This is a genomic window from Lentibacter sp., from assembly GCF_029254145.1.
In the GTDB taxonomy this organism is placed as follows: Bacteria; Pseudomonadota; Alphaproteobacteria; order Rhodobacterales; family Rhodobacteraceae; genus Lentibacter.
Map to the genome: position 1 here is coordinate 1 of NZ_JAQWYD010000109.1, position 19272 is coordinate 19272.

Annotated in this window: 18 protein-coding genes; 11 read left to right on the plus strand and 7 right to left on the minus strand. The window is 58.4% G+C overall.

What is annotated here, in order from left to right:
• The 6 genes from P8O11_RS12400 to P8O11_RS12425 all read left to right on the plus strand — a co-directional run.
• A partial coding sequence (locus P8O11_RS12400; RefSeq protein WP_300294622.1) for a heparinase II/III-family protein occupies positions 1–488 on the plus strand: 488 nt, incomplete at its 5' end.
• Between the two features lie 16 nt (positions 489–504).
• Positions 505–2100 (plus strand): bifunctional phosphoribosylaminoimidazolecarboxamide formyltransferase/IMP cyclohydrolase, encoded by a 1596-nt coding sequence (gene purH, locus P8O11_RS12405; RefSeq protein ID WP_300294624.1) that lies wholly within the window; start codon positions 505–507, stop codon positions 2098–2100.
• 49 nt (positions 2101–2149) lie between these two features.
• The gene (lspA, locus tag P8O11_RS12410; protein WP_089893175.1) at positions 2150–2629 is read left to right on the plus strand and encodes a signal peptidase II; all 480 of its coding nucleotides are present in this window, start codon (positions 2150–2152) and stop codon (positions 2627–2629) included.
• A gap of 48 nt (positions 2630–2677) precedes the next feature.
• On the plus strand, positions 2678–3211 hold the full coding sequence (locus P8O11_RS12415) for a DUF3035 domain-containing protein (RefSeq protein WP_300294627.1): 534 nt from the start codon (positions 2678–2680) through the stop codon (positions 3209–3211).
• A gap of 96 nt (positions 3212–3307) precedes the next feature.
• Positions 3308–4648, plus strand: coding sequence for a pitrilysin family protein (locus P8O11_RS12420; RefSeq protein ID WP_300294629.1), 1341 nt, complete (start codon positions 3308–3310; stop codon positions 4646–4648).
• Positions 4645–5943 carry a pitrilysin family protein gene (locus P8O11_RS12425; protein ID WP_300294631.1) on the plus strand — a complete coding sequence of 433 codons (1299 nt, stop codon included), beginning with the start codon at positions 4645–4647 and terminating at the stop codon, positions 5941–5943. The genes P8O11_RS12420 and P8O11_RS12425 overlap by 4 nt, the downstream gene beginning before the upstream one ends.
• Positions 5944–6094: 151 nt before the next feature.
• On the opposite strand, the gene P8O11_RS12430 is transcribed toward P8O11_RS12425, so the two are convergent.
• The gene (locus tag P8O11_RS12430; RefSeq protein WP_300294633.1) at positions 6095–8443 is read right to left on the minus strand and encodes an aldehyde dehydrogenase family protein; all 2349 of its coding nucleotides are present in this window, start codon (positions 8441–8443) and stop codon (positions 6095–6097) included.
• Between the two features lie 4 nt (positions 8444–8447).
• Positions 8448–9437: a deoxyribose-phosphate aldolase gene (gene deoC, locus P8O11_RS12435; RefSeq protein ID WP_300294653.1), complete on the minus strand. Its 990-nt coding sequence runs from the start codon at positions 9435–9437 to the stop codon at positions 8448–8450.
• 163 nt (positions 9438–9600) lie between these two features.
• Between deoC and P8O11_RS12440 the strand changes: the two genes are divergently transcribed.
• The 3 genes from P8O11_RS12440 to P8O11_RS12450 are packed head-to-tail and all read left to right on the plus strand — an operon-like array spanning position 9601 to position 12718.
• Entirely contained in the window at positions 9601–11100 is a 1500-nt protein-coding gene (locus tag P8O11_RS12440) for a DUF4153 domain-containing protein (RefSeq protein ID WP_300294635.1), read from the plus strand.
• Positions 11085–11771 carry a response regulator transcription factor gene (locus P8O11_RS12445; protein ID WP_300294636.1) on the plus strand — a complete coding sequence of 229 codons (687 nt, stop codon included), beginning with the start codon at positions 11085–11087 and terminating at the stop codon, positions 11769–11771. The genes P8O11_RS12440 and P8O11_RS12445 overlap by 16 nt, the downstream gene beginning before the upstream one ends.
• Positions 11756–12718, plus strand: a complete 963-nt coding sequence (locus P8O11_RS12450; protein ID WP_300294638.1) for a sensor histidine kinase KdpD — start codon at positions 11756–11758, stop codon at positions 12716–12718. Before P8O11_RS12445 ends, P8O11_RS12450 begins: the two co-directional genes overlap by 16 nt.
• On the opposite strand, the gene P8O11_RS12455 is transcribed toward P8O11_RS12450, so the two are convergent.
• The 3 genes from P8O11_RS12455 to P8O11_RS12465 are packed head-to-tail and all read right to left on the minus strand — an operon-like array spanning position 12715 to position 15754.
• A complete protein-coding gene (locus P8O11_RS12455; protein ID WP_300294640.1) occupies positions 12715–13221 on the minus strand; it encodes a 2-dehydro-3-deoxygalactonokinase in 507 nt (168 codons plus the stop codon). The genes P8O11_RS12450 and P8O11_RS12455 overlap by 4 nt on opposite strands.
• 10 nt (positions 13222–13231) lie before the next feature.
• The gene (locus P8O11_RS12460) at positions 13232–14821 is read right to left on the minus strand and encodes a 5-guanidino-2-oxopentanoate decarboxylase (protein ID WP_300294642.1); all 1590 of its coding nucleotides are present in this window, start codon (positions 14819–14821) and stop codon (positions 13232–13234) included.
• Between the two features lie 9 nt (positions 14822–14830).
• Positions 14831–15754: a DMT family transporter gene (locus P8O11_RS12465; RefSeq protein ID WP_300294644.1), complete on the minus strand. Its 924-nt coding sequence runs from the start codon at positions 15752–15754 to the stop codon at positions 14831–14833.
• Positions 15755–15864: 110 nt separating this feature from the next.
• Between P8O11_RS12465 and P8O11_RS12470 the strand changes: the two genes are divergently transcribed.
• Entirely contained in the window at positions 15865–17361 is a 1497-nt protein-coding gene (locus P8O11_RS12470; RefSeq protein WP_300294646.1) for a malonyl-CoA synthase, read from the plus strand.
• 32 nt (positions 17362–17393) lie between these two features.
• Here the strand turns inward: P8O11_RS12470 and P8O11_RS12475 are convergent, their stop codons facing one another.
• Together P8O11_RS12475 and P8O11_RS12480 are read right to left on the minus strand one after the other, a co-directional pair.
• A complete protein-coding gene (locus P8O11_RS12475; protein WP_089893207.1) occupies positions 17394–18095 on the minus strand; it encodes a response regulator in 702 nt (233 codons plus the stop codon).
• Entirely contained in the window at positions 18092–18607 is a 516-nt protein-coding gene (locus P8O11_RS12480; protein WP_300294649.1) for a MarR family transcriptional regulator, read from the minus strand. The genes P8O11_RS12475 and P8O11_RS12480 overlap by 4 nt, the downstream gene beginning before the upstream one ends.
• Positions 18608–18762: 155 nt before the next feature.
• Between P8O11_RS12480 and P8O11_RS12485 the strand changes: the two genes are divergently transcribed.
• Positions 18763–19272 (plus strand): aminotransferase class IV (locus P8O11_RS12485; protein WP_300294651.1); only part of this gene is annotated, 510 nt, incomplete at its 3' end.

The window sequence follows — 19272 nt, forward strand, 5'->3', positions numbered from 1 at the left end:
GCCTACGCTTTCAAGGCGGGCATGACGGCTGGCTGCGCACCCACGGGCTGACCCATGCCCGCACGCTTGAGCTCACAAACGATGGCCGTGGCCTCGCTGGCGAAGACATGCTCTTTGCCGTTGAGGAAGCAGACAAAGTCATATTTCAAAAAGCCCTCGCGCGCGGCGTCGATGCCGGGCTGCTCTTCCAGATCCGCTTTCATCTTCATCCAGAGGTCGATGCGGCCATTGATATGGGCGGCGCGGCGATCTCGCTGGCCCTGCGCAGTGGCGAAATCTGGGTCCTACGCTGTGAGCCAAACGCCGAACTGAGCCTTGAACCGAGCGTTTATCTGGAAACTGGCCGCCTCAAGCCACGTGCGACGAAACAAGTCGTTCTATCTGCCCGCGCAATGGAGTATGCCACGCGCATCCGCTGGTCGCTGGCCAAGGCGCATGACAGTGCCATAGCCATCCGCGATGTCCAGCGCGACGAATTCGAACTCTAGTTAGGACTGCTGCCCCATGACATCTCCCGCTCTCGCCCCGCTCAACCGCGCGCTTCTTTCCGTCTCCGACAAAACGGGCCTCGTTGAGCTGGCCACAGCCCTCGCAGCACGCGGTGTCGAGCTTCTTTCCACAGGCGGCAGCGCCAAAACCCTGCGCGACGCGGGCCTTGATGTAAAAGATGTCGCCGAGATCACAGGCTTCCCTGAGATGATGGACGGCCGCGTCAAGACGCTTCACCCGATGGTCCACGGCGGGCTGCTCGCCCTGCGCAACAACGAGACGCACGTTGACGCCATGGCAGCCCATGGCATCGGCGCAATTGATCTCTTGGTCGTCAATCTCTACCCTTTTGAAGCCGCGCTCGCCCGTGGTGCTGACTATGACGAGATGATCGAGAACATCGACATCGGCGGTCCCGCCATGATCCGCGCCGCCGCGAAAAACCACAGCTTCGTCACAACAATCGTTGATGTAGAAGATTATTCTGCGCTTCTGGCCGAGCTTGACGCCAACGATGGCCAGACAAGTTATGCCTTCCGCCAGCGTCACGCCCAGATCGCCTATGCCCGCACAGGCGCCTATGATGCCGCCGTCTCCACATGGATGGCTGGCTCAATCGGTGAAGAAACCCCACGCCGCCGCGCTATTGCCGGGACTCTGGCGCAAACGTTGCGCTACGGCGAAAATCCGCATCAGCAGGCTGCTTTTTACAAAGACGGCTCTTCGCGCGCAGGCGTCGCAACTGCGACCCAGCACCAAGGCAAAGAGCTGAGCTATAACAACATCAATGACACAGACGCCGCCTTTGAGCTCGTAAGCGAATTCGCCCCCGAAGACGGCCCCGCTGTTGCGATCATCAAACATGCCAACCCTTGCGGTGTGGCCCGTGGCAATACGCTTCTTGAGGCCTATTCCCGCGCCTTTGATTGCGATCGAACCTCGGCTTTCGGCGGTATCATTGCGCTCAACCAAACACTTGACGCAGCGACAGCGTCAGAAATTTGCAACATCTTCACAGAAGTTGTCATCGCACCCGATGCCACTGAAGAGGCCCGTGCCATCTTCGCCGCGAAGAAAAACCTGCGCCTCCTCACAACAGGCGCTCTCGCCGATCCTCGCGCCCCACAGCTGTCTTATCGTCAGGTTGCAGGCGGGCTTCTCGTACAGGACAAAGACACTGGCCACATCACACTCGATGACCTCAAAGTCGTGACAAAGCGCGCGCCGTCCGAGGCGGAACTGGCCGATATGCTCTTCGCATGGACTGTCGCCAAGCATGTGAAATCAAACGCAATTGTATACGTCAAAGACCGCGCAACCGTGGGCGTCGGCGCAGGCCAGATGAGCCGCGTAGACAGCTCCACTATTGCCGCGCTCAAAGCCGCGCGCATGGCTGAAGAGTGCGGCTTGCCGCAGAGCCTCGCACAAGGATCTGTTGTGGCATCTGACGCGTTCTTCCCATTTGCAGACGGTCTTCTTGCCGCCGCAGAGGCCGGAGCAACAGCCATCATCCAGCCTGGCGGATCAATGCGCGACGACGATGTGATCAAAGCAGCAGATGATGCTGGCTTGGCAATGGTCTTGACCGGTATGCGCCATTTCAGGCACTAGAAGGCAGAGGTCAAAACAGAGCGGAAAACGCTCTGAGCAGGAGGGCGCGATGCGCATAATGTTTTGGGTCGCGCTACTCACATTTGTAGCCGACCAGATCAGCAAGTATTTCGTGGTGCATTGGCTCAATTTGGCCCAAAGGCTCTCGATTGATGTTTATCCGCCTTTCCTCAATCTGCGCATGGCGTGGAACTACGGGGTCAACTTCGGTCTCTTCGCTGAAGACAATGATCTGACACGCTGGGTTTTGATCACCGTCGCACTGATCATTTCAGTCGCCGTTTTCTGGTGGATTTCTCGCGAAGAGCCGAGCACACCTGGCCGCATCTCGGCGGGGCTTCTCGTCGGTGGTGCGCTGGGCAATGTGATCGACAGGGTCATTTACGGCGCAGTGGCGGATTTTCTCAACATGTCCTGCTGCGGCTTCAACAACCCGTTTTCCTTTAATATCGCGGATATCGCGGTGTTTATCGGGGCCGTGGGACTTGTGCTTTTTACCTCAGGCGAGACTGAACAAAACCCCTCGTGACCTCGCCTGAAAAAAGGGGTAAGACATGACCAACTTAACTGGAGGTGCATGATGCGCGCGCCATATCTTATGTTTGTTCTCATCGCCTCACTGGGCGTGTCTGCCTGTTCCGTCGGCCAAGAGCGCGATATTTCCATGCGTCAGCTCGACAAACCAGGCGAAGGCCCTGACGAATTCGGCATTCTGCCAAGCCGCCCGCTTGAGGCACCCGCCGATTATTCGGCGCTGCCCACGCCCACACCTGGTCAAGCAAACTTGAGTGACCGTGACCCGATTGCCGAAGGCATAGAAGCCCTCGGGGGCAACCCTGCCAGTCGCGCTGCAACAGGTGTACCCGCTTCGGATGCAGCCCTTGTTCAGCACGCCTCGCGCAATGGCGTTGCGCCCGATATTCGCAGCACACTTGCAGCAGAAGACAAAGACTTCCGCACGCGCAAATCACGCTTCACCAAGATCCGCCTGTTCAAAACAGACCGCTATGCAGAAGCCTACAAGCGCCAGACGCTCGAGCCCTATGACGAGTGGTATAAATATCGCCGCACAGGCGTGCAAACTCCCGCTGCCCCACCACGCGGCGAGTGAACCACAGCCTTTCACATCTGCGTCAGTTTTGCGCCGCCTGCTTGATGCGCGGCTCAAAGCGCTTATCTTTCCCAGTATCTATTTAGGAGTGACTTCATGCGCGCCCTCTTGCTGACTCTTGCAACAAGCCTCGCCCTTGCCGCCCCTGCAAAGGCCGACATCCGCGATGCCGTAACAACTTTCACGCTCGACAACGGCATGGGCGTGGTGGTCATAGAAGACAGTCGCGCGCCCGTCGTCACCCATATGGTCTGGTATCGCGCTGGCTCCGCAGACGAATTCCCCGGCACATCAGGTGTTGCGCACTTTCTTGAGCATCTCCTGTTCAAAGGCACAGACACACTCGCCCCCGGTGAGCTTTCGGCCACAGTCGCGCGCAACGGCGGCACAGACAACGCCTTCACAAGCTATGATTACACTGCCTATTTCCAACGCGTGGCCTCGGATCGACTCGAGCTGATGATGCGCCTTGAGAGCGACCGTATGGTCAATGTCCGCCTTTCAGAGGAGGACATTCTCACAGAACGCGAAGTCATTATTGAGGAGCGCAACCAGCGCACCGAGAACAGCCCTGGCGCGCTCTTTCGTGAGCAGAAGAATGCCGCGCAGTTCCTCAATCACCGCTACGGTGTCCCCGTGATCGGCTGGCGCCATGAGATGGTGACGCTCGATCTTGACGCCGCACTGGCCTATTACAAGCGCTTCTATGCGCCCAACAACGCCATTTTGGTCGTCGCGGGCGATGTCACCCCCGAGGGCGTGAAGGCCTTGGCCGAGCAATATTATGGTGCGTTAGAGCCTAATCCTGAGCTCACAAAGCGCGCCCGCCCCGCCGAACCACCCCAAACTGCCGAGCGCCGTGTAATTTTCCGCGATGCCCGCGTCGCCCAGCCCTATGTAAGCCGCAGCTACCTCGCCCCGGAACGTGACGCAGGCGCTCAGCGCGAAGCCGCAGCCCTTACACTGCTCGCCGAGCTCCTCGGCGGCGGAACCACAAGCTACCTCACAGAGCGCCTTCAGTTCGAAAGCCAAAAGGCCGTTTACACAGCGGCCTTCTACAACGGCGAATCACTTGATGACACCGACTTCACAGTCCTCGTCGTTCCCGCCGATGGCGTGACACTCCCCGAAGCCGAAGCCGCGATGGATGAGGCCATAGAGAGTTTTATTTCCAAACCCATCGACACAGCCGCACTCGCGCGCATCAAGATGCAGATACGCGCCTCACAGATTTACGCCCGCGACGATGTTGGCAACCTCGCCAATGTCTACGGCAGCGCGCTGACAAGCGGCCTCACCGTGCAAGATGTGCAAGACTGGCCAAAAGTCCTTGACTCGATCACACCTGACGAAATTATCGCCGCCGCCAAATCCGTCTTCAATCTTGACCGCTCGGTGACAGGCTATCTGATGAAAGAAAAAGGAGACGCCTCATGAGAGCTTTCCTCGCCGCAGCCTTCAGCCTCGCGCTCGCGATCCCCGCCACCGCAGGCGTTACAATCGACGAATTCAAGACAGACGGCGGCCTCACAGTATGGCATGTGCAAGAAGACTCGATCCCCTTTGTCGCCCTAGAACTGCGCTTCCAAGGCGGCGCTTCTCTCGACGCCGAGGGCAAACGTGGCGCAATCAATCTCATGACAGGCCTTATTGAAGAAGGCGCAGCCGAGCTTGATGCCCGCGCCTTCGCCAAGGCCCGTGACGGCCTCGCCGCCTCCTTTTCTTACGCCGTCTACGACGACACGCTTTCAGTCTCCGCCAAGTTTCTCACAGAGAACCGCGACGAAGCGCTCGAGCTTCTGCGCCAGTCGCTCACCAGCCCCCGCTTTGATCAAGACGCCATCGACCGCGTCCGCGCCCAAGTCATTTCAGGCATCCGTTCTGATGAAAAAGACCCAAGCTCTATCGCGGGTCAGGCTTTTGACGCCCGCGTCTACGGCACACACCCGTACGGCACAGACAGAAGCGGCACGGTTGACTCTGTCACAGCCCTCACGCGCGACGATATCCTCGCCGCCTTTCAGTCCACGGTGGTGCGCGACAGGATCTATATCAGCGTTGTTGGCGACATTTCCCGCGAAGAGCTCGGTCCCGTGCTCGACACTCTGCTCGCCGATCTCCCCGAAACAGGCGCGCCTCTGCCGCCCGCTGCCTCCCCCGTGTTTGACGGCGAAACCGTCGTGATTCCTTTTGAAACGCCACAGTCTGTCGCCATGTTCGGCCAGCTTGGTGTGCCCTTTGATCACCATGATTACTTCGCCGCTTACCTGCTAAATGTTGTGCTCGGCGGCGGCGGGTTTGAAAGCCGCCTAATGCAGGAGGTCCGCGAAAAGCGCGGCCTCACATATGGCGTCTACTCCTATCTCGTTGATAAAGACGGCGCCGATGTCTGGCTTGGCTCGGTACAATCCGCCAACAACCGCATCGGTGAGGCCATGGAAGTGATCAAGGCCGAGTGGGCTCGCATGCAAAGCGAAGGCGTCACAGAGACAGAACTCGAAGACGCCAAGCGCTATCTCACGGGCTCTTACCCCCTGCGCTTTGACGGCAACGGACCCATCGCCGACATCCTTGTCGGAATGCAGATGCAAGGTATGGGAACGGACTATATCGCCACGCGAAATGACCGCGTGAACGCCGTTACGCTAGAGCAAATCAACCGCGTTGCGCGCGAGTTTCTCAAGCCTGAGCAACTCAGCTTCACAGTTGTCGGGCAGCCCGAGGGGCTCTAAGCACGCTGTATTAAGTTAATTCGCGTTCACACTTTCCCATTTGGGCGGTGCACGCTTTGTGCACGGGATGTGCACGCATTTCACCCCCCTAGAATCAGCCGTTCAGCAGAGCATTAACCATGCTGAACGATAGGGTCAGAAGCGCTTAATCTCATTCCCCATAAGGCACCCAAATGGTCTTCACATCACTCGCCTGCGCCAAGAATGCACGGCCCTCACCCGCCGCGCCAAACCAGTCACGTGCCTGTCCGTTGTTGACCCATGTGCGCTTCAAATTCGTCGCACTTTCGCGCTCAATCTCGCCCGAAGTCTCACTGCTGGAAAAGCTCCAGACTCCGTCCACATCCATGTGGCTGGCGAGCGGTTTTGCAAGCTCTACGTGGCTCCCGCTCAACAGATTCACAACCCCCGCAGGCACATCAGATGTCTCCAGAATTTGCATCATATCGAGCGCCTCTAGCGGGTAGGCTTCACTCACCACAAGCACGGCTCTATTGCCCATCGCCAGCGCTGGCCCCATCACAGAGACAAGCCCCAAAAGCGGATGCGCATCATCACAAAATGCACCAATCACACCAAGCGGCTCAGGCATGGCCAAAGCCACGCCACGGATCGGAACACCCTTCACCGCACCGTCATATTTGTCCGCCCAAGCGGCATAAGAAAATAGCCGCTTCACAGAGGCTTCGACTTCTTTGGCACCGCTCTTTCCGCCCTTCATCGCGTCGATACGGCGGGCAAATTCTGCGCCCCGCGCCTCAAGGTTTTCAGCCATAAAATAAAGGATCTGCGCGCGCAAAGCCCCAGTTGTTTTCCCCCATCCTGCAGCACCTCGTGCCGCCTCGACAGCGTTTCTGATATCCTTACGGCTCGCAATCGGCGCCTGAGAGACAAGCGTACCGTTCTTGGCAAAAATCTCGCGGCTATAGCCCCCGTCAGGCCGCGCCTGTTTGCCGCCGATATAGAGCTTTTCGGTGCGGTCGAGTGTGCCACTTTCCAGCCCGCCCTTGCCCGCGTTTGGTGCTGTGTTCACCAGCGCTTTCAGCTTGCCTTTGGGGCGCGTGTAGGCCTGCAAGCCTTCCCACCCGCCCTCGCGACCAAACCCACTTTCACGCACCCCACCAAAGCCGGCGGCAGCGTCAAACAAGTTCGTGGCATTAACCCAGACAACCCCCGCTGCAAGCTTTGGCGCGATGCTCAAAGCAAGGTTCACATTCTCGCTCCAAACCGTCGCGGCAAGCCCGTATCGCGTATTGTTGGAGAGGCTCACCGCCTCCTCTGGCGTGCGGAAGGTTGTGGCCACCAGAACAGGCCCGAATATCTCCTCCTGCATCAGCTTCGCGCTCAGTGAAAGCCCCGTGATCAGCGTCGGCGGATAGAAGCTCCCCTCCACGGGCAGTTCAACGGGTGCTGCGTAAAGCTCTCCTTCATCATTGGCGGCGATCATATCTGTGATCGACTTGAGCTGCACAGGATCCACAATCGCCCCAACGTCGATAGATTTGTCCATCGGTGAGCCAACGCGCAGCTTTGCCATCCGTGCCTTGAGCTTTGCATAAAACGTCTCTGCAATGCCCTCCTGCACCAGAAGCCGCGAGCCCGCGCAGCAAACCTGCCCTTGGTTAAACCAGATCGCATCGACAAGGCCCTCAACCGCTGAATCAAGGTCCGCATCATCAAACACGATGTAAGGAGATTTACCGCCCAGCTCGAGCGTCAGCGCCTTGCCGCTTCCTGCCGTCGCTTGCCGTATCTTGCGGCCCACCTCGGTTGAGCCGGTAAAGGCGATCTTATTGATATCATGGTGCTTTACGATCAACTCACCGACAGCGCCATCGCCTGTAACAATGTTGACAACGCCCTTGGGAACACCCGCCTGACGACAAATATCGGCGAAGAGAAGTGCGGTCAGCGAAGTATATTCCGCAGGCTTCAAGACCACAGTATTGCCCATAGCAATCGCAGGCGCGACCTTCCACGCCAGCATCAGCAGCGGGAAATTCCACGGGATAATCTGTCCGCAAACACCCAGCGCCTCGGCGTCAGGCAGCTCGCTTTCCATCAGCTGCGCCATGCCCGCGTGATAGTAAAAATGCCGCTGCACAAGAGGGATGTCGATGTCACGGCTTTCACGGATCGGCTTGCCGTTGTCCAGTGTCTCAAGCACCGCAAAAAGGCGGCTGTGTTTTTGCACCAAACGGGCAATCGCATAGAGCACCCGCGCCCGCCCGTGGCCCCCGAGTTTCTCCCATTTGGGCTGGGCTTTGCGCGCCGCTTGAACGGCCAAATCAACGTCGGCAGCACTACCCTGAGTAAGCGTCGCCAGTGTCTCTCCGTTGGCAGGGTTGTGGCTCAAAAAGCCCTCGCCCGCTTCGGTAAATGCGCCGTCAATGAAGTGTCCAAACCGCGCACCATTGTCGGTGATCCATGCAAACGCCTCAGCCGCACTCTCAGGCGCTTCACCGTACTCCATGCTCTCGAAAATCTCTTTAACTGTCATAGCTTTACCCCGCCGCATGACGGTATGACGCCGAATAGGCCCCCGTCACATAATGTTCCAACTGTCGCTCGATATCACCCAAGAGACTTGATGCACCAAAGCGGAAAAGATCGGGCTGAAGCCAGCGGTCGCCTAGCTCCTCTTTCATCATCGAAAGATAGACCAAACTATCCTTCGCCTTGCTGATCCCGCCTGCAGGCTTATAGCCAATCCGAAAGCCCGTAGCCGCCTCATAGTCCCGTATCGCACGGATCATCACAAGGCTCACAGGCAGGGTCGCGTTCACGCTCTCCTTGCCCGTCGAGGTCTTGATAAAGTCAGCCCCCGCCATCATGCAAACGAGGCTTGCGCGCGCCACATTGCGCAGGGATCCAAGCTCGCCCGTCGCCAGAATGGCCTTCACATGCGCATCCCCACAGGCCGCACGAAAGGCGCGCATCTCGTCATAGAGCGCTTGCCAGTTTTGCGTCAAAACATGCCGCCGCGAGATCACAATATCTATCTCGCTCGCGCCTGCCTTCACGCTCTCTTCAATCTCTTTCACACGCAGATGAAAGCGCGACAGCCCCGCAGGAAAGCCCGTGCTCACAGCGGCAATCGGGATACCTGAGCCCGCAAGCGCTTCCGCCGCAGGGGCGATCATATCGTGGTAAACACAAACCGCGCCAACGGTGATCGGCCCCATGCCGAGCGCGTCCATAATATCGCCCCGAACAGGCTGGCGCGCCTTCGCACAGAGCCGCTTCACCCGCCCGGCCGTGTCGTCGCCCGCAAGCGTTGTAAGGTCAATGCAACTCACAGCCTTCAAGAGCCACGCCGCCTGATGGGCTTTCTTCACAGAGCGCCGCGTTCCAAGGGTAGCCGCACGACGCTCGATCGCCGATGTATTGGCCTGTACCCGCGCCACCCAGTCCAGATCAAGTGGCAGCCCCGCATTGCGCGGCTCGGTTGTCTGGGGCAGCTGCGCCAGCTTGTCTTGCTCTTTTACGTTCATCATTTCGCCCTCTTTGGCCTTGGCCAAAACGTCTCACGCGTGTGCCCCAAAGGCAAGCGCTGACGTGGCTCCCCGATCTGCGCAAAAACTGCTCAAACGCGCCGAAACCCCTGCACATGCGCACGCCATTAAGGAACCAATCAAACAAACCGAGGACAGTGACATGAAAACATTTTTGGTCAGAGGCGTGCCCAATTCCGTCCAGATGGACGGCTGGTGGATGTCAGAGCCGCCCCGCGAAACCACACCCAAAACAGGCACAAAAGAGCAGCCTTTCTTCCCGCGCCTGATAGCGCTTCTCGCCCTTGTCGTCGCGGGAGATGCCCTCACATGGCAGGCCGATGCAGGCCTCTCCCTCGCGCTCTTCGGGTTGCTCATCCTGCTGGTCCTCTGGCTCCGCAATAGCCGCAGCGGCGGGGGCGGCCTCGTGGTCTATGCGCTTCTTGCCATGCCACTGGTCGAGCAATCGCAAGCGCTTTCGCTTACCTTCTTCGGCTTCGGCCTCGTGCTGGGCACAAGCTGGATCGTCCTCGGAGGTTGGCAAGGGATCACACGATGGCTCTCCACGGGCCTAAGATTTGTGCTCAGCGCACCCGCCGCAATAGGTTCAGAGCTTTCTGCCGCTGCGCGTTTCTCCACGGCTCATCGCCCAGAAACCTCTCTCACCTCAATAGTTCAAGTCTGGCTCCTGCCACTCGGCTTCGGCCTCGTCTTCGCCTCGCTTCTCCTCTCAGCCAACCCGATGATGGAGAGCTGGCTCGCCAGCATATCTCCCTCCCACTGGCTGAGTCCCAACGCTATCAAACGTATGCTTTTCTGGTGTGGCCTCGCTATTGTATTGCTCCCCTTCCTCGCCGCGGCAAGCATGCAAAGGCGCCTCAAGCTCGGCTTCACAGGCCCCCGCCTGCCAGCCGCTCCGGCCACGCTCAACGCTGGCTCTGTTTGCCGCTCGCTCATCCTCTTCAATGCACTCTTCGCGCTCCAGACCCTTACGGATGTCGCCTATCTCTGGGGTGGTGTCGCGCTCCCTGAGGGGATGACATATGCCGCCTATGCCCACCGCGGCGCATATCCGCTTCTTGCCACGGCGCTCCTCGCTGGCGTCTTTGCGCTGCTTGCCCGCCCGTTCACAGAAGGCAGCCAAGTCCTGCGCATCGCCCTCCTTGCATGGGTCGCGCAGAACGTCTTTCTCGTCCTCTCCTCGCTTTTGCGCCTTGAGCTCTACGTGGCCCAATACGGCCTCACACATCTGCGCATGGCCGCCGCGATCTGGATGGTCGTTGTTGCCCTCGGCCTCGCGCTGGTGATCTATCAAACCATCCAAAAAAGGCCCGCCAGCTGGCTCCTTGGCCGCGCCGCGCTCCTTGGTCTGGCGGCGCTTTATCTCGCCTCATTCGTCAGCTTCTCCGCCACAATCGCAAAACATAATCTTGGCAAAGACGTGGTGCTTGATCCGCAATATGTCTGCTTTCTGGGCAAACACGCCGAGCCAGCCATCCGCGCCTATGAAGCTGCCCAAGGCCAAAGGCTCTGCTATGGCCGCGGGGTCAAAGATATTCAAATCACCGATTGGCGCGAATGGGGCTTTCGGGATAGCCGCTTGCAAGCTAGCCTAGCCTCACCTTCAAAGTTCGAGGAGGCCGCGGTATGGCCAACATATTGATCATCGACGATGACCCGCAGATCCGTGATGTCTTGCGCATCACCCTTAAGCAAGCGGGCCATGTGGTGCGCGAGGCAGGCGACGGAGCGGAAGGCCTCGCAAAAGCCCTAAATGGTCAGGACGACCTCATCATCCTCGACATAGGCCTCCCTGCAATGGACGGGATAGAGCTCTGCCGACGCCTGCGCGCGGAAAAGGAAACACCCGTGCTTTTCCTCACAGCCCGCGATGACGAAATCGACAAGATCATCGGTCTCGAGATTGGCGGAGATGACTACGTCACAAAGCCCTTCTCTCCCCGCGAGCTGACCGCCCGCCTGCGTGCCGTACTCAAGCGGAGCCAAGGCAACAGCAACGCACATGGCCCGCTCACACGTGGCGCGCTTCAAGTCGATGCCGCCAAGCATCTCTGCCGTTTTCAAGCGCAAGATATTTCCCTAACACAGCGTGAGATGGCTCTTCTTTCGTTTCTCATGACGCGTCCCGACAATGTCTATTCACGTGTGCAAATATCAGATGCTGTCTATGGCCCCACCATCCATGTCTCTGACCGCACGGTCGACAGCCACCTGCGCAATCTGCGCTCAAAGCTCGCCGAGCACGGCGCAAGCGATGCCATCGAAACGGTGCATGGCGTCGGCGTCAGGATGGGCCCATGTCTGGGGGCGTGAGGCGGCAAATCATAAAGAAGTGGCGCCCACCGCTCGCGCTTGTCATTGGCGGCACGCTGGCCGCTGTCCTCTGCCTGCCGCTCATAGGCATCGGTTACTTCAAGCTCGCCGGCAATATCCTCGGCTGGGGCGAAACCACATGGCTCATCGGCTGGATGGTCTACCTCTCGACAGCTATTCTCGCCTATCTGCTCTGGCGGCTGGTCCTGCGTCCTGTCTATGCCCTCACAGCCTATGCAAAGGCCGTCGAGGCGGGCCAAACAGATGCGCCCCTACCGCCCCACTTTGGCACGCCCGAGTTTACAGCGCTCGCCGCTTCCGTCGATGATATGGCCAAAGCGCTACAAAATCGCGAGGCAGGTATCCGCGCCTACTCCGATCATGTGACACATGAACTCAAGTCTCCTTTGGCAAGCATCAGCGCGGCCGCCGAGCTACTGGAAGCAGGCGTTGATGACCCTGAAGACCGCGCGCAGCTCCTCGCGTCTATTCGCACCTCTTCAACACGGATGCAGAGCTTGCTCGACAGCCTACGCGCCCTCGCCGCAGCGCGAGTTCCCTATGGGCGCAGGCCGACGCTTCTGTCTGATGTTGTCAGCGCTTTGCCCAGCACCCTCACTCTGACTGTAGGCGAAAATGCTCCGCTCCCGCTTGACGCAACAGGCCTTACTGCCGTGCTAGAACAACTCACACAAAACGCCGCCCGCCATAGTGCGACAGAGCTACAGCTGTCGTCAAAAGACGCGGTTCTCACTGTTGCCGACAATGGCAAAGGCGTAGCGGAAGGTGACCGCGCGCGCATCTTTAATCCCTTCTTCACAACACGGCGCTCTGGTGGTGGTACAGGCATGGGCCTCGCCATCACCCGCGCGATGCTTGAAGCCAACGGCGCAGAAATCACACTTCTTCCGAGCACCAGTGGCGCAAAATTCGAGATCCGTTTCTAGACTCGCGTCACCCAAGCCGCCTGCGCGCGCAACGCTGCTTCATAGCCGTCAGCCAAGGCTCCCGCGCCCATGAGGCGCAGATCTGCACCGAGCCAGAATGCTCGTGTAGCCGCAAGCTCCGCACCAATCAAAGCGCCCAGCGCCGCGCCGCTTTCGCCTGACACTTCGGCACTGCGTAATAGCCCCGCGAGCCGTTCGGGCTGGCTCATTGCAGCATCCACAGACGCGCCTTCTGGCGCGCCCGCAGCGCCCAAAGCCTGCGCCAACCGCCCTGTAAGAAAAGACTGAAAGCTCACAATCTCACCCGCAGAAACCTGCACCCAATGGCTGACATCTCCGACGATCAGAATAATCCCGCCCCAATCAGTCGCGGTCTCGAGATAGGCCGCGACACGTTTACGCTCAGCCTCAGGCAATAGTCCGCGCGGGCGCTCCTGATGAAGGTCACACCAGACGCCAGAATCAGGCGTCGCTCTCGCAGGAACTGTCTCTATAATGGCCAAATCTGCCTCCTCAGCTCGCAATAAACGGGGCATCAATTTCAATCATAACAGGCCCGCTCTGCCCCGCTTTCGGCTGCATCGCTTCGGCCAGTGCAGCAGGCTCCGCTGCAACACGCGCATAGGGCATCCCGCAGCTGGCCGCGACATGCTCAAACAAAGGCGGCTTCGGATCACAGCCAACAACATCGATGCCTGCGTTTTCCATCGTCAGCTCGATCTCGCCGTAGCCACCGTTGTTCCAGATAATAAACGTGATCGGCAGCTTCTCCTGCGCAGCGGTCATGAGCTCAGGTAGCGTAAACTGTGCGCCACCGTCCCCCGCTATCACAACAACAGGCCGATCTGGCTGCGCAAACTGCGCCCCAATTCCCGCAGGGATCGCATAGCCCAGAGCGCCAAAGCCGGTGGCCGCATTGAACCAGCCACCTGCCATATCGTGATCATAATAAAGGTTACCCGCATAGATCGGCTGCGTGCTATCGCCGACAATCAGAGCGCCAGGCCGCGCGTCGCGCACCACATTAAGCAAGCTACACATCAGCCGATAATCATCGCTGAGTTCAGCCCAAGCTCCCCCCCGTGCAGTCTCGGCCCGCGCCGCGCCGTCGGCAATCGGCTTGTCACTCACCTCCGCGAGAAGCGCTTCCAGCGCTACGCCAGCGTCAGCGTGAAGACACATTTCGGCCTCATGCCGCGCCAGCTGATCTGCGCAAATATCAATCCGCGCCAGCCGCTTCATTGCAGGCATATCGCCAATCGCATACATGTCATAATCCGTCGGGCCAAACTCAGTCCCTACCGCCAAGACCATATCTGCATCGGCAATCGCTGCTCGCACAGCATGTAAGCTCGGGCTCGCCGGAATACAGAGCGGGTGCTTATGCATCATCCCGCGCGCATTCACCGTTAGCACGACGGGCGCATCAAGCTTTTCAGCCAGCTGCCCCAGCGCCGCATCAGCCCGCTTCGCGCCACCACCCGCAAGAATCACAACGCGCTCCGCCGCCATAAGCGCTGCCGCCAGCGCTTCAATCTGATCCGCATCCGCCGCCAACGGCGCTGGCTGCGCGGGTGCTTTGCCCACTTTTTCATGGTCATGTTTGGCCACATCAATCGGAATCTCGATATGATACGGCCCGCCCCGCGCGGCAGACATACCCTCAAATGCCGCATCAATCGCGGGCATCAGCGCAGCGGCATTTTCGATTTTTTCAGCTTTAATAGAGACTGTTTTTGACAAAGCCAGCTGATCTGGCAACTCATGCAGGCAGCCAAGCCCCTTACCAAGGGTATGGGTCTTGTTCACCCCTGACACGACAAGTATCGGCACAGAATCCGCCCGCGCTTGCGCCATCGGCGTGAGCGTATTGGTCAGCCCCGGGCCCGTGATGACAAAGGCCACTCCGGGCTTGCCAGAGGCCCGCGCATAGCCATCCGCCATAAAGCCAGCGCCCTGCTCGTGACGCGGCGTGATATGGGCAATCCCCGAACGCGCGAGCCCACGATATAGCTCGACAGTATGCACGCCCGGAATACCAAACACATGGCTGACCCCATGTGCTTTAAGCCGCTCAACAAGCGCTTCTCCAACTGTTGGCATCTCGTTCTCCTAACCTTGTGGTGTCATTCCGCGCCGCGCACGGCCACGCTCCAGACCAAGCTGGTGTTCGCGCCAGATGATGATCACTCCGGCCAGAATGACAAGAGCAGCGCCGCCAATAGTGCGCAGATCTGGGATTTCATTGAAAAAGAACATCCCGATCAAGATCGCAAACAGCATCGAGGCATAGTCAAACGGCGCGACGACAGACGCAGGCGCAAAACGGTAGGCCGACGTCAAAAATATCTGACCCATTCCGCCAAGCAAGCCTGCCAAGATCAAAAAGGCCGCCTCTTGCCCCGTTGGCAGGACCCAGCCAAACGGCAACGTCAAAAGCGAAAGGCTTGCCGAAGTCACCGAGAAGTAAAACACAATCGCCGAGGTCTGCTCGCTCTGTACAAGCTTGCGAATATAGATCTGCGCCAGCGCAGCACAGAGCGCCCCAGTGAGAACAAGCATCGCTCCGAGCGCCGCAGTCTTTTCAACAGTGTCACCAGAAAACGCGCTGAGCCTCGGCCCCAGAACGATCAGGACACCAACCATCCCAAGCGCTACAGCTCCAAGCCGAAACAAGCGGACTTGCTCACCCAGAAACATCGCCGCCAAAATAACCGTCATCAAAGGCGCCGCATATCCGATTGCCGTAACCTCAGGCAGCGGCAACAGGCCGAGGCCCGCAAAGCCAAGTCCCATCGCCGCTGTGCCGACAAACCCGCGCCAGAAATGTCCCATAGGCGAAGCCGCCTTCAGCCCTGTGCGCAGATCACCCCGCACCGCCAGCCAGGCAAGGATCACAGGCAACGCAAAAACTGAGCGAAAGAAAACAGCCTGCCCCGCAGGCACATGCTGTGCCGTTGCCTTAATAAGCGAAGCCATCGTGATGAAGGTGATGACAGAGCAAATCTTGAGAGCGATGCCTTTGAGCGGGTGCATTTGGCGTTCCTTTTGGCGTGACCATTGCGTGCGCATGATCCAAGGTCAATTCCTCTCTTGCACTCGCGCTAATGCACACGCAGGATTGATGCGCAAGTTCGAGAGGTCCAATGCCAGATAACTATCTTTTTTCCCGCCTAACGGCTCACGCCGAAGCCCATCCTGACAAGGCCTTCGCCAAGCAGCCAGATGCGCCGTCACAAAGCTATGGGACAACTCTGCGCAATGCCCTACGCCTCGCGGCTGTCCTCACAGAGGCAGGCCTCAACCCGGGCGATCGCGTTGCCGTGCAGGTCGACAAATCTCTCACCGCCATCGAGCTTTATCTCGCAACAGTTGCCGCGGGCGGCATCTTCCTGCCGCTCAACACCGCCTATACCGCGAGCGAGCTTGCCTATTTCCTTGATGACGCTGCGCCCAGCATCGTTGTCTGTGATCCTGACCGCGAAAGCGAAATCACTCCACTCGCAAACACTGCGCGCCTCTTCACGCTCGACAAAAGCGGCCTTAGCACACTCACTGCCGCGCTGACAGACATGATCATAACACCTGTCCCCCGCAGCGCCGACGACCTCGCGGCAATCCTTTACACCTCGGGGACGACGGGCCGCTCTAAAGGCGCGATGCTAAGTCACGACAACCTCTATTCAAACTCGGCGGCCCTGAAAGATCATTGGCGCTTTACCGAAAATGATGTGCTTATCCATGCTCTGCCGATTTTTCACACCCATGGACTCTTTGTCGCCACAAACATCGCTCTGATCTCTGGCGCGACTTTAAACTTCATGAAGGGCTTCTCGGCCGAACAGATCATAGCCGCCCTTCCCACGTCGACGTGTCTCATGGGCGTGCCCACATTTTACACCCGCCTTTTGCAAGACTCACGGCTCACGCCCGAGCTCTGCGCCAATATGCGCCTCTTCATCTCTGGGTCTGCCCCCATGCTGGTTGACACCCACGAGCAATGGCAGGCCCGCACAGGCCACAGAATACTTGAGCGCTACGGCATGACTGAAACCAATATGAATACCTCAAACCCGTATGACGGCGAGCGCCGTGCTGGAACAGTCGGTATGCCTCTTCCCGGTGTGGAGCTTCGGATTATGGACGCCGAAAGCGAAGTCGAACAAGGTGAAATCGGAACGATCGAAGTGCGCGGAGCCAATGTCTTCAAAGGCTATTGGCAGATGCCTGAAAAAACAGCAGAAGAGCTGCGCGCCGATGGTTGGTTTATTACAGGGGACCTCGGTCAAATCGATGCCGATGGCTACGTTAGTATCGTCGGGCGAGGGAAAGACCTCATCATCACAGGTGGCTTCAATGTTTATCCAAAAGAGCTCGAGAGCCTGATCGATGAGATCGATGGCGTCCTTGAAAGCGCTGTGATCGGCGTGCCGCATCCCGACTTCGGCGAAGCCGTCGTTGCCGTCGTTGTCCCTTCAAACCCCGCGCTATCAGCCGAGGCTGTCCAAGCCGTCGCCGCTCAAAAGCTTGCAAAGTTCAAACAGCCCAAACACGTCTTGCTGCTCCCCGAGCTACCACGCAACACCATGGGCAAGGTCCAGAAGAAGGCTCTGCGCGACACCTACGCAAATCTCTTTACCTAAAGAGTCGCGGCTTCCTCTTTCACCAGATATCCTCAGTCCGGCGCGAGCATATACCCCGCCCCGCGAACCGTCTGCAAATACCGCGGCTGCTTGGGGTCACGTTCAATCTTGCGCCGCAGTCGCGTGATCTGCACATCAATTGCCCGCTCCTGCGCCTGCCCACGGTCGCGGCCAAGCTCTTCGACAAGTGTCACACGGCTGATCGCCTCACCCACAGCTGCGGAAAAAATTTTCATCAGCTGGTTCTCGGTGGCCGTCAGTCGAATGGGGTCTTCCCCCTGCCAAAGCTCGCCACGCTCGATATCATAGCTAAACGCGCCCAGCCCCAAGACTTTGGGGCGGATTTGCTCTGCCACCACTTCAGGCACCCGCCGCAAAATTGCGTTGATCCTGAGCAAAAGCTCTTTGGGCTCAAACGGCTTGGCAAGGTAATCATCCGCGCCCGCCTCAAGCCCGACAATACGGTCTTCCGTCTCGCCTCGCGCTGTCAGCAGCAAAATCGGAACCTGAGATGTCTCCCGCACAGACCGCGTCAGGTCGATACCGGTTTCTCCGGGCATCATCACATCCATCACAATCAGATCAAAATCGAGCCCCGCCAAAAGGCGTCGTGCGTGTGCCGCGTCCCGCGCCCCCGAAACAAGAAACCCGGCGCGCATCAGAAACTTCTGTAAAAGCATCCTGATCCGCTCGTCATCATCCACAATCAGAAGGTGCGCGTCGACGTCATTCATTCACTCTTGTCCCTCAATGCACCGTACTTCTTGTGCAACTCTTTATCCATCATCGCCTCCAAGACCTGGCGAAACCCGCGCACAGCCTCTGGCCCTGCGGCACGATACGCATCTCGCATCCGCGCGCGCTGTACATCAGATAGCTGACGTTCAAGGTCCGCTCCAGCCTCCGTCAAGAAAAGGTGGCGTTCGCGGCGATCGCTCCCCCCGACTTTGCTCACCACAAGGCCATCCTCCATCAAAGTACGCAAGACACGGTTAAGTGACTGTTTCGTGACTCCAAGTATTTCTAGCAGATTTTTCACAGTTGTGCCCGGTGCGCGCGCCACAAAATGCACAGCCCTATGGTGGGCGCGGCCGTAGTTCTGATCACGGTCGCGGTTGAGCTCTTCGAGAATACGATCAGGATCCGCCGTAAACCCGCGATAAGCAAAAAACATACCTTCAATGCCTTGCTGCAATTGCTCATCCGTCAGAAACAACAAGCCTTCGCCGCGAATAGGTTCACTCATGATCACTCTCTTTCTCTTGTCCTTCCAATTTTAAGTCAGCTTTGTTGACATTCCAAGGTACGAATGGTAGCGATTCTCAGTTTTTGCGCAACTTTATGTCCGCTTCGGACGTTTTTGACGCAACATTCTTAAACTGACGCGCGGAGGAGACCAAAATGTCAGGCTATGATGATCGTGACGGCAAAATCTGGATGGATGGCAAACTCGTCGAATGGCGCGACGCCAATGTCCATATCCTGACCCATGCTTTGCACTATGCCAGCTCTGTCTTTGAAGGCGAGCGCTGCTACAACGGCAAAGTCTTTCTGTCCCGCAAACATTCTGAACGCCTGCACAAATCAGGCGAGCTGATGGATATGAAGATCCCTTATACCATCGACGAAATCGAAGCCGCCAAACGCGCTGTGCTCGATGCCAACGGCCTGACAGACGCTTACGTGCGCGTTGTCGCATGGCGTGGCGCAGGCGAAGACATGGGCGTCTCAGCCGCGCGCAATGCCGTGCGTATGGCCGTGGTTGCATGGGAATGGGGAAGCTACTACGGCGACGCCAAGTTCAAAGGCGCAAAGCTCGATATCGCCAAATGGAAGCGTCCCTCACCCGAAACAATCCCGACATCTGCCAAAGCCGCAGGCCTCTACATGATCTGCACCATGTCCAAACAC

Bases quoted from the DNA above. Each gene is read 5' to 3' on its own strand.
- purH (WP_300294624.1), top strand. From the start codon at position 505: ATGACATCTCCCGCTCTCGCCCCGCTCAACCGCGCGCTTCTTTCCGTC.
- lspA (WP_089893175.1), top strand. From the start codon at position 2,150: ATGCGCATAATGTTTTGGGTCGCGCTACTCACATTTGTAGCCGACCAG.
- P8O11_RS12415 (WP_300294627.1), top strand. From the start codon at position 2,678: ATGATGCGCGCGCCATATCTTATGTTTGTTCTCATCGCCTCACTGGGC.
- P8O11_RS12420 (WP_300294629.1), top strand. From the start codon at position 3,308: ATGCGCGCCCTCTTGCTGACTCTTGCAACAAGCCTCGCCCTTGCCGCC.
- P8O11_RS12425 (WP_300294631.1), top strand. From the start codon at position 4,645: ATGAGAGCTTTCCTCGCCGCAGCCTTCAGCCTCGCGCTCGCGATCCCC.
- P8O11_RS12430 (WP_300294633.1), bottom strand. From the start codon at position 8,443: ATGACAGTTAAAGAGATTTTCGAGAGCATGGAGTACGGTGAAGCGCCT.
- deoC (WP_300294653.1), bottom strand. From the start codon at position 9,437: ATGAACGTAAAAGAGCAAGACAAGCTGGCGCAGCTGCCCCAGACAACC.
- P8O11_RS12440 (WP_300294635.1), top strand. From the start codon at position 9,601: ATGAAAACATTTTTGGTCAGAGGCGTGCCCAATTCCGTCCAGATGGAC.
- P8O11_RS12445 (WP_300294636.1), top strand. From the start codon at position 11,085: ATGGCCAACATATTGATCATCGACGATGACCCGCAGATCCGTGATGTC.
- P8O11_RS12450 (WP_300294638.1), top strand. From the start codon at position 11,756: ATGTCTGGGGGCGTGAGGCGGCAAATCATAAAGAAGTGGCGCCCACCG.
- P8O11_RS12460 (WP_300294642.1), bottom strand. From the start codon at position 14,821: ATGCCAACAGTTGGAGAAGCGCTTGTTGAGCGGCTTAAAGCACATGGG.
- P8O11_RS12465 (WP_300294644.1), bottom strand. From the start codon at position 15,754: ATGCACCCGCTCAAAGGCATCGCTCTCAAGATTTGCTCTGTCATCACC.
- P8O11_RS12470 (WP_300294646.1), top strand. From the start codon at position 15,865: ATGCCAGATAACTATCTTTTTTCCCGCCTAACGGCTCACGCCGAAGCC.
- P8O11_RS12475 (WP_089893207.1), bottom strand. From the start codon at position 18,095: ATGAATGACGTCGACGCGCACCTTCTGATTGTGGATGATGACGAGCGG.
- P8O11_RS12480 (WP_300294649.1), bottom strand. From the start codon at position 18,607: ATGAGTGAACCTATTCGCGGCGAAGGCTTGTTGTTTCTGACGGATGAG.